Source organism: Streptomyces halobius (assembly GCF_023277745.1).
In the GTDB taxonomy this organism is placed as follows: Bacteria; Actinomycetota; Actinomycetes; order Streptomycetales; family Streptomycetaceae; genus Streptomyces; species Streptomyces halobius.
Map to the genome: position 1 here is coordinate 5965342 of NZ_CP086322.1, position 14832 is coordinate 5980173.

The 14832-nt window shown below is 69.9% G+C and carries 18 protein-coding genes; 5 read left to right on the forward strand and 13 right to left on the reverse strand.

The genetic code is table 11. The features are described 5' to 3' along the window. Positions 1-144: 144 nt before the first annotated feature. Complete coding sequence (locus tag K9S39_RS27215; protein WP_248865931.1) at positions 145-1434, forward strand: dipeptidase; 1290 nt, start codon at positions 145-147, stop codon at positions 1432-1434. 76 nt (positions 1435-1510) lie between these two features. Here the strand turns inward: K9S39_RS27215 and K9S39_RS27220 are convergent, their stop codons facing one another. After that, a complete protein-coding gene (locus K9S39_RS27220; RefSeq protein ID WP_248865932.1) occupies positions 1511-1918 on the reverse strand; it encodes a VOC family protein in 408 nt (135 codons plus the stop codon). A gap of 75 nt (positions 1919-1993) precedes the next feature. Here K9S39_RS27220 and K9S39_RS27225 point away from each other — a divergent pair, with 75 nt between their 5' ends. Next, positions 1994-2560 carry a CGNR zinc finger domain-containing protein gene (locus tag K9S39_RS27225; RefSeq protein ID WP_248865933.1) on the forward strand — a complete coding sequence of 189 codons (567 nt, stop codon included), beginning with the start codon at positions 1994-1996 and terminating at the stop codon, positions 2558-2560. Positions 2561-2617: 57 nt separating this feature from the next. On the opposite strand, the gene K9S39_RS27230 is transcribed toward K9S39_RS27225, so the two are convergent. Next, on the reverse strand, positions 2618-3958 hold the full coding sequence (locus K9S39_RS27230) for a UDP-glucose dehydrogenase family protein (RefSeq protein WP_248865934.1): 1341 nt from the start codon (positions 3956-3958) through the stop codon (positions 2618-2620). Positions 3959-4248: 290 nt separating this feature from the next. On the opposite strand from K9S39_RS27230, the gene K9S39_RS27235 reads away from it, so the two are divergent. Both K9S39_RS27235 and K9S39_RS27240 read left to right on the forward strand, forming a co-directional pair. Then, positions 4249-5424 carry an acyl-CoA dehydrogenase family protein gene (locus K9S39_RS27235; RefSeq protein WP_248865935.1) on the forward strand — a complete coding sequence of 392 codons (1176 nt, stop codon included), beginning with the start codon at positions 4249-4251 and terminating at the stop codon, positions 5422-5424. Positions 5425-5759: 335 nt separating this feature from the next. Further along, entirely contained in the window at positions 5760-5924 is a 165-nt protein-coding gene (locus K9S39_RS27240; RefSeq protein ID WP_248865936.1) for a hypothetical protein, read from the forward strand. A gap of 452 nt (positions 5925-6376) precedes the next feature. Here the strand turns inward: K9S39_RS27240 and K9S39_RS27245 are convergent, their stop codons facing one another. The 8 genes from K9S39_RS27245 to K9S39_RS27280 form a co-directional block, all read right to left on the reverse strand. Then, the gene (locus K9S39_RS27245) at positions 6377-6571 is read right to left on the reverse strand and encodes a hypothetical protein (protein WP_248865937.1); all 195 of its coding nucleotides are present in this window, start codon (positions 6569-6571) and stop codon (positions 6377-6379) included. 6 nt (positions 6572-6577) lie between these two features. Then, on the reverse strand, positions 6578-6724 hold the full coding sequence (locus K9S39_RS27250) for a hypothetical protein (protein ID WP_181690217.1): 147 nt from the start codon (positions 6722-6724) through the stop codon (positions 6578-6580). Positions 6725-7040: 316 nt separating this feature from the next. Then, complete coding sequence (locus K9S39_RS27255; protein WP_248865938.1) at positions 7041-7298, reverse strand: hypothetical protein; 258 nt, start codon at positions 7296-7298, stop codon at positions 7041-7043. Positions 7299-7320: 22 nt separating this feature from the next. Next, positions 7321-7527 carry a hypothetical protein gene (locus K9S39_RS27260; RefSeq protein WP_248865939.1) on the reverse strand — a complete coding sequence of 69 codons (207 nt, stop codon included), beginning with the start codon at positions 7525-7527 and terminating at the stop codon, positions 7321-7323. Positions 7528-7616: 89 nt separating this feature from the next. Continuing rightward, on the reverse strand, positions 7617-8465 hold the full coding sequence (locus tag K9S39_RS27265) for a helix-turn-helix domain-containing protein (RefSeq protein WP_248865940.1): 849 nt from the start codon (positions 8463-8465) through the stop codon (positions 7617-7619). Positions 8466-8474: 9 nt separating this feature from the next. Beyond that, on the reverse strand, positions 8475-8993 hold the full coding sequence (locus K9S39_RS27270) for a DUF6879 family protein (RefSeq protein WP_406708023.1): 519 nt from the start codon (positions 8991-8993) through the stop codon (positions 8475-8477). Next, positions 8974-9240 carry a hypothetical protein gene (locus K9S39_RS27275; RefSeq protein WP_248865942.1) on the reverse strand — a complete coding sequence of 89 codons (267 nt, stop codon included), beginning with the start codon at positions 9238-9240 and terminating at the stop codon, positions 8974-8976. Before K9S39_RS27275 ends, K9S39_RS27270 begins: the two co-directional genes overlap by 20 nt. Before the next feature lie 379 nt (positions 9241-9619). Then, positions 9620-10897: an LCP family protein gene (locus K9S39_RS27280; RefSeq protein ID WP_248865943.1), complete on the reverse strand. Its 1278-nt coding sequence runs from the start codon at positions 10895-10897 to the stop codon at positions 9620-9622. Positions 10898-11291: 394 nt separating this feature from the next. Between K9S39_RS27280 and K9S39_RS27285 the strand changes: the two genes are divergently transcribed. Then, entirely contained in the window at positions 11292-11846 is a 555-nt protein-coding gene (locus tag K9S39_RS27285; protein ID WP_248865944.1) for an acyl-CoA thioesterase, read from the forward strand. A 45-nt stretch (positions 11847-11891) separates the two neighbouring features. Here K9S39_RS27285 and K9S39_RS27290 read toward each other — a convergent pair whose 3' ends face one another. From K9S39_RS27290 to K9S39_RS27300, 3 genes are all read right to left on the reverse strand, one after another. Continuing rightward, complete coding sequence (locus K9S39_RS27290; RefSeq protein WP_248865945.1) at positions 11892-12482, reverse strand: VanZ family protein; 591 nt, start codon at positions 12480-12482, stop codon at positions 11892-11894. 80 nt (positions 12483-12562) lie between these two features. Further along, positions 12563-12973 (reverse strand): hypothetical protein, encoded by a 411-nt coding sequence (locus K9S39_RS27295; RefSeq protein WP_248865946.1) that lies wholly within the window; start codon positions 12971-12973, stop codon positions 12563-12565. A 56-nt stretch (positions 12974-13029) separates the two neighbouring features. Beyond that, complete coding sequence (locus K9S39_RS27300; protein ID WP_248865947.1) at positions 13030-14553, reverse strand: LCP family protein; 1524 nt, start codon at positions 14551-14553, stop codon at positions 13030-13032. Positions 14554-14832 lie beyond the last annotated feature (279 nt).

Below are 14832 nucleotides of genomic sequence, written 5' to 3' on the forward strand. Positions count from 1 at the left end.
CCGCCGTAGCGAGCCGCCGCGGCGGGGGCGGTCCGCCACGCCGGGATACGAACACATGCGCTAACCCGGACGGATCGCTCACCGCGAACCGTGCGGACACCCGTGCCACGGTGGGCCGTACCACTGTCCCACCAGGGAGAGCACATGGCCGATCTCGTGCCCGAGCAGCAGGAAGAGGACAGCCCGGCTGCCCCCGGTGACAACGCGGCGGGCCGCCGGATACCGAGGCCCCCGCTGCTGCTCAACCAGCGCGGACCGCTGGCCCGCGCCCACGCCCTGCTCGCCGCCCACCCCGTCGTCGACGGCTGCAACGGCCTGCCCTGGGCACTGCGGCAGCGCACCGGCGAGGACCCGGCGCCCGGTGCGCCGCCGCGGCGCATCGGCGATGACCGGGGCGCCGGCCGCCCTGTCGACCTCGACCACGGCGACACCTCCGTCCGCACCGACATCCCCCGGCTGCGGGCCGGCCGCGTCGGCGGCCAGTTCTGGTCCCTCCAGGTGCCGTCCGACCTGCCCGGCGAACAGGCCGTCGGTGCCACGCTGGAGCAGATCGACCTCGTCCACACACTGGTCCGCACCCACCCCCGGGCGCTGCGCCTCGCGCTCACCGCCGACGACCTCACCGAGGCCCGCAACCACGGTCGGATCGCCTCACTGCTCGGCTCCGCCGGCGGTCACGCCATCGACAGCTCGCTGAGCGTGTTGCGCGCCTTCCACCGGCTCGGCGTACGGGCTCTGGCGCTCACCGCGGACCGCAACACCCCCTGGGCGGACTCCGCGACCGATCGGCCCAAGGCGGGCGGGCTGACGCCGTTCGGCGAGGAGGTGGTCCGCGAGATGAACCGCCTCGGCATGCTCATCGACCTCTCCGGCGCCTCCGCCGACACCATGCGGCACACCCTCGCGATCACCAAGTCCCCGGTGTTCCTGTGCTGTTCGGCGGCCCGCGCGGTCACCGGCCACGCCCGCAACGTCCCCGACGACGTGCTCTCGCAGCTGCCCCGCAACGGCGGGATCTGCATGGTCACCTTCACCCCCGAGCACATCGCCCGCGACGGCGGCCCGGCCTCCGTACAGGACGTCGCCGACCATCTGGACCATGCCCGGACGGTGGCCGGCCCGGACCATGTCGGCATCGGCGCCGGCTTCGACACGGACACGGCCACAGAAACAGCCACAGCCACAGACACGGACGCGGCCCCGGACATGGACGCAGACGCCGCGTACCGCGGCCCGCTGTCGGATGTCGCCGGCTATCCCCAGCTGATCGCCGAACTCATCGACCGGGGCTGGTCGTTCCGTGATCTGTCCGGCCTGACCTGGGGAAACGCGCTGCGGGCGGTACGCGGCGCGGAGTGCGCCGCCCGCGCGGTCCGGTGCCGCCGGGTCCCGTCGACGGCGACGATCGGGCGGCTGGACGGGGCCCGGGGCTGACCGCCCCGCACCCGCTGAGGCGGACTCAGCCGCCACCCATGCCCAGCCGTCCCCCACGCTCGGCAGCCACCCGTGCTCAGCCGTCACCCGTGCCCGCAGCCACCGGTGCTCGGCCGTCACACAGGCACAGACAGAAGGGGTGGCCCGCCGGATCGAGATAGACCCGGAAGTCCCGCCCGTCCGCATCGCTCTGGACGAGCTTCGCGCCCAGCCCGAGGACCTTGCGCTCGGCCTCGTCGATGTCCGCGCGCCGTACGTCGAAGTCGAGGTGGAGCTGCTGCGGGTGCTCCTGGCCGGGCCACCGCGGCGGCCGGTACTCGCCGTCCACCTGCTGGAAGGCGAGGGCCCGGCCGCCGGGGGTGGTGACCTCGTACCAGTCGTCCTCCCCCTCGGCCTGCCGGCCGAGCACCCCGGCGTAGAAATCGGCGAGGGCCCGGGGGTCGGGACAGTCCAGCACCGTGACGCCGAGCTCGACAAGAGCCATGGCGTTACCTCCTTAGAGCATCAACCGGTAACTTCATTTACTGCATCATGGCCCCTTGCCGGTAACGTGGCAAGGGTGGCAGACCGATCGGCTCCGGACGCCCTGCTCCTGGTGCAGGACCTGGTGAACACCCTCGACATCGAGACGGGCGAGGACGCGCTGACCGCCGACGGTGGCCTGGGCGCCTTCCTCCGCGACCACAGCCTGCCGGAAACCCCCTCAGGGCACAGCCGGTTGACGGCGCTGCGGGAACTCTGCGAACTCCGCGAGGCACTCCGCGCCGTCTGCCTCGCCCACACGGTCCGCGCCGCACTCCCCGAGGACGCCGCCCGGACGCTGGACCGGCTGCTGGCCCGCGCCCCCCTCGTTCTGGCCATCGGCCCCGAAGGCGACGCGGTGCTGCGCCCGGCCCCCGGCCTCCAGGGCGCGGACCGGCTCACTGCCCGTATCGCGGCCGGAATCGCCACGGCCGTCGCCGACGGCACCTGGACCCGGCTGAAGGCATGCGAGGCCCACGACTGCCGGTGGGCCTTCTACGACAAGAGCCCGGCCGGCCGCAGCCGCTGGTGCACCATGGCGGTCTGCGGCAGCCGGGCGAAGATGCGGACCTACCGCGCGCGACGCGCGGAGTCCGACCGGTAGGTCGGCAGGCCGTACGGGCTGCCTACAGGTTGTACGGGCACCCACAGGCTGTACGGGTTACGCGCGCGGGCGGCCCAGCGCCCGGTACGTCCAGCCGGCCTTCCGCCACAGCTCCGGGGCGAGGGCGTTACGGCCGTCCAGGATGCGGCGCTCGGCGACGGCATCGCCGATCGTGGCCGGGTCCAGCTCGCGGAACTCGCGCCACTCCGTGAGGTGCAGTACGGCATGCGCGCCGCGCACCGCCTCCAGCGCGCTGTCCGCGTACCCCAGGGTCGGGAACAGCCGCCGGGCGTTCTCCATCCCCTTCGGGTCGTACACCGTGACCTGGCCGCCCTGGAGGTGGATCTGGCCGGCGACATTGAGCGCGGGGGAGTCGCGCACGTCGTCCGAGTCGGGCTTGAACGTCGCGCCCAGGACGGCGACCCGCTTGCCGAGGAATCCGCCGCCGACGGCGTCCCGCGCCATCTCGACCATATGGCCGCGGCGCCGCATATTGATCGAGTCGATCTCGCGCAGGAACGTCAGCGCCTGGTCGGCGCCCAGCTCACCGGCGCGCGCCATGAAGGCCCGCAGGTCCTTGGGCAGACAGCCGCCGCCGAAGCCGATCCCGGCCCGCAGGAACTTCTTGCCGATCCGGTCGTCGTGCCCGATCGCCTCGGCCAGCTTCACCACATCGCCGTCGGCCGCCTCGCACACCTCCGCCATCGCGTTGATGAAGGAGATCTTGGTCGCCAGGAAGGAATTGGCGGAGGCCTTCACCAGCTCGGACGTCGGATAGTCCGTGACGATGAACGGCGAGCCCTCGGCGATCGGCGACGCGTACACCTCGCGCAGCAGCTCCTCGGCCTGCTCGCTGGTGACCCCGACGACGATCCGGTCCGGGTGCAGGGTGTCCTCGACGGCGAAGCCCTCCCGCAGGAACTCCGGGTTCCAGGCCAGCTCGGCGGCCTCGCCCGCCGGGGCCTGCGCCGCCAGCTGCCCGGCGAGCCGGGCCGCGCTGCCCACCGGAACCGTCGACTTGCCGACGACCAGCGTGGGCCGGGTCAGATGCGGTGCCAGCGAGGCGAAGGCGCTGTCCACGTACGACATGTCGCACGCGTACTCCCCGTGCTTCTGCGGTGTGTTCACGCACACGAAGTGCACATCGCCGAACGCGCCGGCCTCCTCGTAGGAGGTGGTGAAGCGGAGCCGCCCGGTGGAGCCCTCGATCCCGGCGACATGGCGGCGCAGCAGCTCCTCCAGCCCCGGCTCGTACATCGGGACCCCGCCCCGCTGCAGCATCTCGATCTTCTCAGGAACCACGTCCAGGCCCAGCACCTCGAAACCCAGCTCGGCCATGGCGGCGGCATGGGTCGCGCCGAGGTAGCCGGTGCCGATCACGGTGATCTTGAGGGCCATGGATGCTCCAGACGCTTACAGGGAAAAGACCAGACGTTTCCCGGGAACGGACGCTTCCCGGGAAAAGGCGCTGACCGAGCATAGTCGCGCGCGGAACGGAACACTCAGCCGCTCGACCGCCCTCCTCGTACCTTGTTCTCCTACCCTGTCCCCGTCCCCATACCTTGTCGGCCTGGCTTGTCGGCAACCTCACGTACCCGGAACCCGGCCCGACGCCTAGAATCACGAGATGTAACGGGTTACTTAACGGTAGTTAGCACTTCAGTACAGCTCTCAGGGAGTGAGAAACGTTGGCGGGAACCGCTGATTTCGACCTGTACCGGCCGTCGGAGGAGCACGACATGCTCCGAGAGTCGGTGCGCTCGCTCGCCGAGGCGAAGATCGCGCCGTTCGCCGCCGCCGTCGACGAGGAGGCGCGTTTCCCGCAGGAGGCGCTGGAGGCACTGGTCGCCAACGACCTGCACGCCGTCCACGTACCGGAGTCCTACGGCGGCGCCGGCGCCGACGCGCTGGCCACCGTCATCGTGATCGAGGAAGTGGCCCGCGTCTGCTGTTCCTCCTCCCTCATCCCGGCGGTCAACAAGCTCGGCTCGCTGCCGGTGATCCTCTCCGGCTCCGAGGAGCTGAAGAAGAAGTACCTGGGCCCGCTGGCCAAGGGCGACGCGATGTTCTCGTACTGCCTGAGCGAGCCGGACGCAGGCTCCGACGCGGTCGGGATGAAGACCAAGGCCGTCCGCGACGGCGACCACTGGGTGCTGAACGGCGTCAAGCGCTGGATCACCAACGCCGGTGTCTCCGAGTACTACACGGTCATGGCCGTCACCGACCCCGAGAAGCGCTCGAAGGGCATCTCCGCCTTCGTCGTCGAGAAGTCCGACGAAGGCGTCTCCTTCGGCGCCCCGGAGAAGAAGCTCGGCATCAAGGGCTCCCCGACCCGCGAGGTCTACCTCGACAACGTCCGCATCCCCGCCGACCGCATGATCGGCGCCGAGGGCAGCGGCTTCGCCACCGCCATGAAGACCCTGGACCACACCCGCATCACCATCGCGGCCCAGGCGCTCGGCGTCGCCCAGGGCGCCCTGGACTACGCCAAGGGCTACGTCCAGGAGCGCAAGCAGTTCGGCAAGCCGATCGGTGACTTCCAGGGCGTCCAGTTCATGCTCGCCGACATGGCCATGAAGCTGGAGGCGGCCCGTCAGCTCACCTACGCCGCGGCCGCCAAGTCCGAACGCATCGCGGCCGGCGGCAAGGCCGAGGACCTGACCTTCTTCGGCGCCGCCGCCAAGTGCTACGCCTCGGACGCCGCCATGGAGATCACCACGGACGCGGTCCAGCTGCTCGGCGGCTATGGCTACACCCGCGACTACCCGCTGGAGCGGATGATGCGGGACGCCAAGATCACCCAGATTTATGAAGGTACGAATCAGGTGCAGCGCATCGTCATGGCGAGGAACCTGCCGCAGTAGGGTTTCCGCAGGTCAGCGGGCCATTTTCGGTGGCTCGCGGACGGTGATCGGCTTCCGGTCCGTTCGTGTCCGTTTCGGGCCGATCATGGGCGTCATGCTGGGGGGATCGACCCGCGAACGGGCAGAAGGTGGCGCAACGGACGCAACGCGTCAGGCGGCACCGTTGCGGCACTGCCGATCGACACCTCAGGGGCGTCACCGAAACCTTCGCGAAACTTTCGGTGACGCCCCTGGACGGCCCATCCAGATACTCCGCGAGACCGATCGCATCCACATAGCCGACCGGTTGCGAGAGAAGGCCACGGTGGATCCTGCCGGAAGCTATGGCCGTTTACGTGGAACGGACCGCAGAGCAGACGCTGAGGGGCGCGGCCTGCCTGGCCGCCTCCGAGCGCTCCGAGGCCGTCACACAAGAGATGCTGTCGGCCGCGTTCTCGCCCGTCCGCCGCTCCGTCCAGGATGCCGTTCGAGTCAGCAAGGGGGCGACGCCCCCAAGGTGAAGCGCCATCCGCTCAGCCTCGCGGAGAAGGTCCGCGCCCGCATCGACATGCACGGCGTTGGGCCACCTCTTCCCAGGTCCTCCCGTACGTCGGAGCGACCGCAGCGGAGGTCAAGTCACTGCCGGAGATCACGGTCACAGTGGAACGGTCAGGGAAGACCGGCCGACCAGCCACCGTTTTTACGCTCCGGGGTGACGATCCCGAAAGCGCAGAGCCGAGGGAAACCGTCACGGAGCCGATGCCGGCCGAACCCGAGCGTCACGTGAACCGGGCCACGGTCGTGCAGATGGACGCCTACCGCCCAGCGCCCACGCAGACTCCCGAGCCCGCGCCCCAACCGAAGCGCCCGGAACCGCTCGCGGACAACCCCTTCCGCGCGTTGCTCCGACCACTCGAAGGAACCAAAGAAACGCCCCTGCCCAGAAGGCAGGGGCGTTTCTTTGCTGGACGACTCATACGAGGCTGATTCCGGCCTGACCTTTGATCACGTCCACGGCATCACTGGTGAGCCACCTGAGCGGTACGACGGTCCAGCGATCACTGCCGGGCTTGCGCATCACGACGGCCTTACCGTCCTGTACCAGCTCGCAGCGCATGAACCCGTGATCCCGTTTGAGATCGTCCGCCAGGTGCTCGCCGTGGATCATCCCTGCCTACTCCCCTTCACGCTCCGCGTCGTCCGCCATGGACGTGTGCACGTCGCCGTTCTGAGAGACGCCGGTATCGGGATCTGTCGCCTGCCCTTGGTTGCCCTGCGCGTCCCAGGGTTCACCTGCGTTCTCGAAGTCCTTCCTACCCATTCTTGCGCTCCTTCCGGTACGGCGCTGTGGCGGCACAAGGACCGTCCCCGTGCCGTCGTGCAACCCCGTCCCCGACCGCTAGCCCTTCCTGTCGCTGAGCGATCGGGGGCGGGGGTTGGGGTGCCTCGGCTCCCCTGGGTCCGAAGCGGTTGCCCTCACTGCCCAGGGCAGCACCCCAGTTAAGGGGCGGACCAGGGCGAGAGTCTGAGCACGTCAACTCAGACGGGACACGACCTGTCCCTACCCTTGGCTTGTCCGGTCGGGGGACTTCCGGCTGTCCGCCACGGGGCAGCGGGCACGCCGGAGCTTGGGAAGGTCAGAAACTCTCAGCGGGGAGCCTGGGGCCATCGTCGGCTTTCTCCGGGCTGACTCGCGCCGGCGGCAGAGCTTCGAGGAGTTTGGCAGCCGCGCCGACTCGCAAGGCGCCCACGTCCACGAACGCGCGCCCGTTGCCAGTTACCCGGCCGCGCACTTGCGATACGTCATCCTCAGAGAGCCCGGCACGGATGAGGGCGGCCCGGACGAGCGCCGCAATGTGGTCCACCTCAGCACGTGCGCTCTTGTACTGCGCCATGGGGATCACGAGCACCGCCGCTTCACGAGCACCGCCGCTTCTTGTGAGGGTGACTCCGGATCTCTACGTTCACGTCCGAGACCTTGGACATGTCGCCGTTGGCCTGTGCCTCACTACGTTCCTCGCTCAACGCCATGCACACATCGCAGCCCGGTACCGGGGGCGGGTCGCTGTCGAGCCTCAGCGGCAGCTCAACGGGCGGAGCGGGATACGTCGTTGGGTTGGTCATGGGTGGACCCCTCGCGTCGTCCTGATGCCGACCACGCTAGGGAGAGCGGAACCTCAACTCATAGGCGATTGCATGAGGTTGCACGCCAATCACCCGAGGGCATCCAAGGCCGATGTGATCAGCGCGCGAGCGGGAGCCCCGTAGACCGCCAGTGCTGCCAGTTCCGCGAACGTCTCGGCGTACAGGGCTATCTCGCTTGGCTGCGTGATCGTGAGGTATCCAGAGATCAACTCGACGTTGACCTGCGCCGCGTCATAGATCCAGAACCCCTCGGCCGGCCAGCGCTCCCGATCCGGCGTCATGGGCACAACTCCCAAGCTGACATTGGGAAGTGAGGCAATCGAGACCAGGTGGCCAAGTTGTCCGGCCATGATCTCAGCGCCGCCGATCCCGGCTCGCAACACCGACTCCTCAACGAGGAACGCGAACTGCCGGTCACCCTCGTACAGGACCCGCTGACGCTCCATCCGGGCGGCGACCGCTTCGGCTACGTCGTCCACCAGGCCGCGCCGCTGCTGGATCGCTTGCAAAGCTGCCGTCGTGTACGGCTGCGTCTGGATCATGCCCGGCACGAGCCAGGAGGAGTAGGAGCGGAAACGGCGGGTCCGCTGGTACAGCGGCAGGCGGGCCTCCTGGGCCTGCTTGAGCCCTGCCCGCTCCATGCGTCGCCAGCCAACCCACATGCCCTCGGCCGTCCGAAGCATCGCAATCAGGTCTTCGGCCTGGCCCTCGGCCCCGCACGCTCGGCACCACGCCCGAATGTCGTCGGCGGACGGGGGTGTACGGCCGTTCATGATCCGGGACGACTTGGACCGGCTCCACTCGCAGCGATCAGCAAGTTCGGCCCCGGTCAGCCCGGCATCCCGGCAAAGCTCCCCGAGTCGATCCGCGAGAGCCTGCCGGGCCTCCTGGGCACTGGAAGAAGCAGAGACGGCCATGGTGTGCGATCAGCTCGGCCGGTACTCCGCGTGAGGAATCGCGCGCTCCCACGCCGCCTCGTACGCCGTGACGTACTGCGCGGCCAACGCCGGTTCGTGCAGAACCTCCATGCGCGGGCCGGTCCACTGACCCTCGCCGCTGAAGTGGTGCAGGATCACGGTTTCCTCGTCCATGACCCACCCGTCCAGCGCGGGGAGCAGCAGATCACGCGCCCGCGAGCGAGGCAGCCAACGCACGTCCTCACCTGCTGCGACGTTCGTAAACGTGCCGTCGTACTCGTACCGCACGTAGTCACTCAGTGGCTCGGAGACCACGCGCAGCCGCCGCATGACCACACCCCGGCCGGTCGTCTCGGCCACCACGTCCAGCCACGAGCGCCACCACGATTCACGGTCGGCCGGGTCGTACCGGTGCCCCTCCTGCCAGCGGATGAACTCGGGGTCATCCCGCATGTAGCTGTCCCGCATCTCAAGGTGCATCGCTGAGCGCTGCGCCTTCGCGAGAGCCTCACGAACCGCTGTTGCCACCGTTGTCCTCACTGTCCGGGCGGGGGATGAACTGGAGCATGTTTGCGGGCAGCCGGATCACGGTCTCGTGGTCCGGAACGTCCGTGGAGTGACCGGGCACCGAGCCGACTTCCTGCGCCTGCCGGACGGTCTCCTCGTCCGCCTTCCATGACTGGATGATCAGGTCGCCAGTTGTGTCTTCCAGCCAGATCGTGGGCGAGCCGTCATCGGGGGTGTTGGGCCAAATCCCCAAGAACTTTAGGGCCATTGGGCACTCCTCTACCGAGTCAGTTGCACGGATGTGCACGAGCCTCACTCTTCCGGCTGAGCAGCGTCAAGGGGGGCAGGCAGAGGGCCTTAGCCGCGAAAGATTCCATGCACGATCCTGAGCAGGGGGAACGCGGTGGCGATCCTGGGGGAATCCTGGGGGACCCCTTCAGGAGGGGGATCCATGCAGATCAGAGCCGTATGGCCTGTAAAGCACCCAGATTTATGAGGGAACGAACCAGGTGCAGCGGATCGTGATGGCGCGGAACCTGCCGTAAGTCAGCGAGCCGTATCCGGCGAGCGGACATCGCACAGGACGAGGGCCCTGTACCGCAACTGCGGTACAGGGCCCTGTGTCCTGGGCGCCCGCAGGCCATGCGTCAGTCGCCCGACACCGTGACCTTCTCGTCGTTCTTCAGCTGGCTGACCAGCTGCTGGAGCTTGTTCTTGTCCCAGACGAGGTTGCCGCCGTTGCTGCCGGAGACCGGCATGTTCATGGACTTGCCCTCGCCGCCCGTGACGCCCTTCATCGCGAAGAACATCTGGCCCAGGTCCCACAGGCTCATGTCCTTGTCGACGATGAGGGTCTCCAGGCCGGCGCCCATCGTCGGGTAGAGCTTGAACGGGTTGAGGATGGTGCCCGGCGTCGCGGCCTGGCTCGCCAGCGCGGCCAGGAACTTCTGCTGGTTCTTGGTGCGCTCCAGGTCCTGCGACGCGAAGGCGTGCCGGGTCCGGACGAAGGCGAGGGCCTGCTGGCCGTCGAGCGTCTGCTTGCCGGCCTGGAAGTCGGCGCCGGAGTCCTTGTCCTTGAACGCCTTGGGGATGTTCATCTCGACACCCCCGATGGCGTCGACGATGTTGGCGAAGCCGGCGAAGCCGATCTCGACGTAGTGGTCGATATGCAGCTTGGTGTTGTACTCGACGGTGCGCACCAGCAGCTCCGGGCCGTCCTCCGAGTAGGCCGCGTTGAGCTTGGTGTGCCGGCCGGTGCCCGGGTACTTCTTGCCGGAGTCGGAGCCGACGAAGGACGGAATCTCGACGTCCGAGTCGCGGGGCAGCGAGATCAGCGTCGGGCCGTTGCTGCCGTCGTGCAGGATCATCATCGAGTCGGTGCGCTTGCCCTCGGCGGAGCCGGTGTGCAGCTTCTTCTTCTCCTCGGCGGACATGCCCTCGCGGCTGTCGGAGCCGACGATCAGGTAGTTCGTGCCGTCGCCCGTCTCCGGACGGTCGATGACCTTGCTCAGGTCCACCTCGCGGCGCATCTTGCCGTCCGCCCAGAAGTAGGTGGCCACCGAGGTGATGAGGAGGAGTGCGACCAGCGTCAGCACGGTCAGCTTGATGCGGCGGCCCCAGCGGGGGCGCGGCCGGGCGCCATAGCCGTCGCCGGGATTGCGGTAGCCGTCCCCGCCACCGCCGCGGCCTCCGCCGCCGTAGACCTGGCCGGTGTTGTAGCCGCTGTCGTAGTCGTCGTAGCCCTGGGACTGCGGCGGCACGGTGCCCCGGCGCGGGGACATCCGCGGGGGCAGCGGCGGTTCGCTGCGCGGGTAGCCGGGGCCGGCGTCGCGCCGCACCGTCGGCATGGCGCGCGCGGCCTCCGGGTCGGCGCCGCTGCCGCGTCCGTACCGGTTGCCACTCTGCTCGCTGGGCCACTCGTTCATACGGGGAAGTGTGCATGCCACGGGCCTGCTCCAATAGGTCGGGTGCCGGATCGGGCCAGGGCTGTTGCAGAGCTGATGCAAAGCGACGGCGCTGTTCCGCCGCATATCGCGAAGGGCTGTGACCATCCCGACGCGGACGATGAGCCGTGACCATTCCGACGCGGACGATGAAGCATCCATTCCGGATGGTTTCCGGCGTGGCCGGTGCGACCGATGTCACGGGGCGGCGGCCCATGGGCGCGTCGGCGGCGAGAGGTACGTGACGGGCGGCTCATGGGCGCGCGAGCGGCGAGAGGTACGTCACGGGCGGCGGCCCATGGGAGCGTGGGCGGCGAGAGCTACGTCACGGGCGGTGTGGAGCGGGGCCGTCACAGCCCCCGCTTAGGCTGGCCGCATGACCGAACTCGTCACCAACAGCCCGGACGGCGAGCCGGCCGGCAAGCCGACCTCCGTCTCGCGCACCACGCTGTCGCACATCATGACCGCCGCCGACACCAACCTCCTCGGCACGGTGCACGGTGGCGTGATCATGAAACTGGTCGATGATGCGGCGGGCGCGGTCGCCGGACGGCACTCCGGCGGGCCCGCGGTGACCGCGTCCATGGACGAGATGGCGTTCCTGGAGCCGGTGCGGGTCGGCGACCTGGTGCATGTGAAGGCCCAGGTGAACTGGACCGGCCGGTCCTCGATGGAGGTCGGCGTCCGGGTCCTGGCCGAGCGCTGGAACGAATCCAGCCCGCCGCAGCAGGTCGGCTCGGCCTATCTCGTCTTCGCCGCCGTCGACGAGCAGGGCAAACCGCGCCGGGTACCGCCGGTGCTCCCCGAGACCGAGCGGGACAAACGCCGCTACCAGGAGGCGCAGATCCGCCGTACGCATCGCCTCGCCCGGCGGCGCGCGATCATGGAGCTGCGCGAACGACGGGCCGCGGAAGGGCTCGACGACACATGAGCGAGCGCAGCATGGGGGTCTCCCCGGCCGGAGGCTGGGGGAGGATCATGGAAAGGTGCGCGGCTCGCGGGTGCGAGGCCGAGCGGAGCGAGGCTTCGGCATGAGCGTCACCACCAGCTGAGCCAGCGCGGCGAGCGCCGCGCCGAGGGCGGTGCCGGCCGCCGCGCACAGCACATCGTCGATATCGGCGATCCGCCCGGCCCGCATCACCAGCTGTGCCGCCTCGATCACCACACACAGGCCCACACCCAGCAGGAACGCCGCGGCGGCCGGCCAGCGCGGCGCCGCGAATCGCAGCAACAGCGGCACCGGCAGGAACAGCGCGGCATTGGCGATCTGCTGCCGTACCAGCATCGCCAGCTCCGCGGGCTGCAGCTGGGCGCCCGGGTCGAACAGCCCCTCACCGGGCCGCCACCACACCGTCGCGTCCCCGGAGCCGATCGGCTGGCTGGGGGCGAGCGTCGCCACCAGGAGGAGCAGCAGCCAGCCGCCCAGCAGCGCCACGGCCGTGGCGCGCGGCGCGCTGCTGCCCGGGGCGCGGGCGGCCCACAGGGCGAGCGCCAGCGCCAGGGCCAGCGAGAGGGCGAGGAAGAGCGTCACCGTGGTGGGGGTGATGCCCAGTACGACCTGCCACACGATGCGCTCCTTGAGGGATCCGAGCCTGTCTTCCGTGCCCTGAACTGCTCATCCGCAGTTCCTTTTCGTGACGAGATTGCTCATCCGCAGCTCCATTTCGTGACGAACACCGTCTTGCCGTGCTTCATGACGCCCCGGATGCATTCGTCGGGGAGCATCTGGACACGGCCGCTCAGGCCCACGGCGCCGCGCAGCGTGCGCCGGCTGCCGAACCAGCCGGGAAATGCGGTGATCTTGGCGTTCTTGCGCTGATAGCCCAGCCGTACGGTGATCTCGTCGCGGACGCCGTCCCGCCGGTACGTCGCGGTGTACGTCCCGTCCGCTCCCACCGGGCCGCGCAGACACAGCCGACCGTGCACCAGAGTGCCGCAGCCGGTCGGGTCGGCGGGGGCCGGCGGCGCCGCGGCCGCGGTCGCCGCTACCAGGAGGAGTGCCGCGATGGCGACCCCGGACCGCCGCACACAGCGGCGCGCGTCCGGGCGGCGGTCCACGGGCGGCCGGAACCTGGATCGGGGAGACCGGAACTTGGAACGGGGCGAGGGGACGGTCATGCGCACACCGCCTCGTCACCCGTGATCGCCGAGAACCCGTCCCCCTGCTGTGGCGGTTCCTGCGCCCGCACCGGCCGCACCGCTGTGAAGTCCCGGCCGACCGTCACCCGCATCACCGGGCCCTGCCCCGCCACCGGGCGCAGCTCCGCGCCGGGCAGCGCGGTCGCCAGCGAACGGGCCGAGCGGTTCCAGCGCGGGTCGTGGGCGATGACGGTGCGTGGGGTGTCCATGGGGGAGGGGGAGGCCGAGGCCGGCGGGACGGTGGCGGTATCGGCGGCGGCATGGCCCGGCACACCGGCGGCATGTCCGGGCACTCCGGTGATGGTGAAGCCGGTGGCGCGCAGCTGCTCCGCGACCGTGGTGTCCAGGCCGGGCTTCGGCGTGCCGTTGTCGACCTGCACCTGGATCCGGGCCGGCGGCACCTCCACGAGCGTGGCCGGCTTCTTCTTCTTGGCCGGGTGTACGGCCAGCGCCTCGTCCCGGCGGATGGCGTCGAAGAGCTGCCGCGACCGCACCGGGTCCCAGCGCACGGTCGAGCCGACGCCCGGCACCGTGACGGCTCCCTTGAGCAGCGGTACGGAGGTGAATTCCGAGGAGGACGGGGTGAAGTCGCGCATCGCCTGTCCGAGGTCGGCCATGTCATTGGCGTCGAAGCCGCCGTCGGCCCGTACGGACTCCAGGATCGTGTCGGTGACGTCCTTGAAACGGATGGGGTTCATCAGCACTCCGGAGGAGGTGATCTTGTCGATGAGGGCGGCCAGGAAGCGCTGCTGACGCTGCATCCGGCCGAGGTCGGCGGAGCCGTCGAGATGGCGTGCGCGCACGTACTGCAGCGCCTGGCCGCCGTTGAGCACGGTCTTGCCGGCGGGCAGGTCCAGGCCCGAATAGCTGTCCTTCAGCGGCCGTACGGTACAGATCTCCACTCCGCCGACCGCGTCCACGCTCCGCATGAAGCTGGTGAAGTCGACCTCCAGATAGTGGTCGATATGCACCCCCGTCATGTGCTCCACGGTCCGCACGGTGAGGCTGGGGCCGCCCTCCGCGTACGCCGCGTTCAGCTTGACGGGGTGTTTGGGACGTGGTGTGCCGGTGGCGTCGTCGGTATGGGCGGGGACCTCGGCGTACGAGTCGCGCGGCAGGCTGACGACGCTGGCGCGGTCCCGGTCGGCGGAGAGGTGCACCAGCATCAGGGTGTCGGCGCAGTGACAGGGATCGCCGCCCAGGTGGTAGCGGTCCTTCTCCTCCTTGGAGAGCTTGTCGCGGCGGTCCGTGCCGACGATCAGGAAGTTCAGGCCGCTGCCGCCCCCGGGCCGGTCGTTCATGCCCTTGAAGGCGTCCACCCGGCCGATGCCGCTCTCGACGCCGGTGAACATGGCGTGGCCGACGCCGCTCGCGGCCAGTACGAGCACGGACGCGGCCGCGTACGTCCGCAGCCGCCAGCGCTTCCGCGGCGGTTGCCGGCGCCCGGCCGGGCTGCCCGGCACCGGGCGGTGGCGTGGGGAGCGGAACGGCGCGGTCACGGGGGGACACCTCCGCGGCGGACGGATGTGAGCGGTGGCCGGGCCCGGTCATGGAGGCCCCCGCGTGAGCCGGGAGGGGGAGCGGCCGGGACGGGGGGAGGGGCGGACGAATACGGTCAGCCCACCGTAGTCCCATAAGATCGGCTGCAAAGCGTCACACGCCGGGCGCCGGCCGCCCGGCCACCCGGCTGCCGTCCGTCCCCGTCCCCCGTTCGCGGTAACGTGAACCGCGATACCGCAGTCTCCCGGCGAGCGCTGCCGTCGATGGCGGCCGCCGCG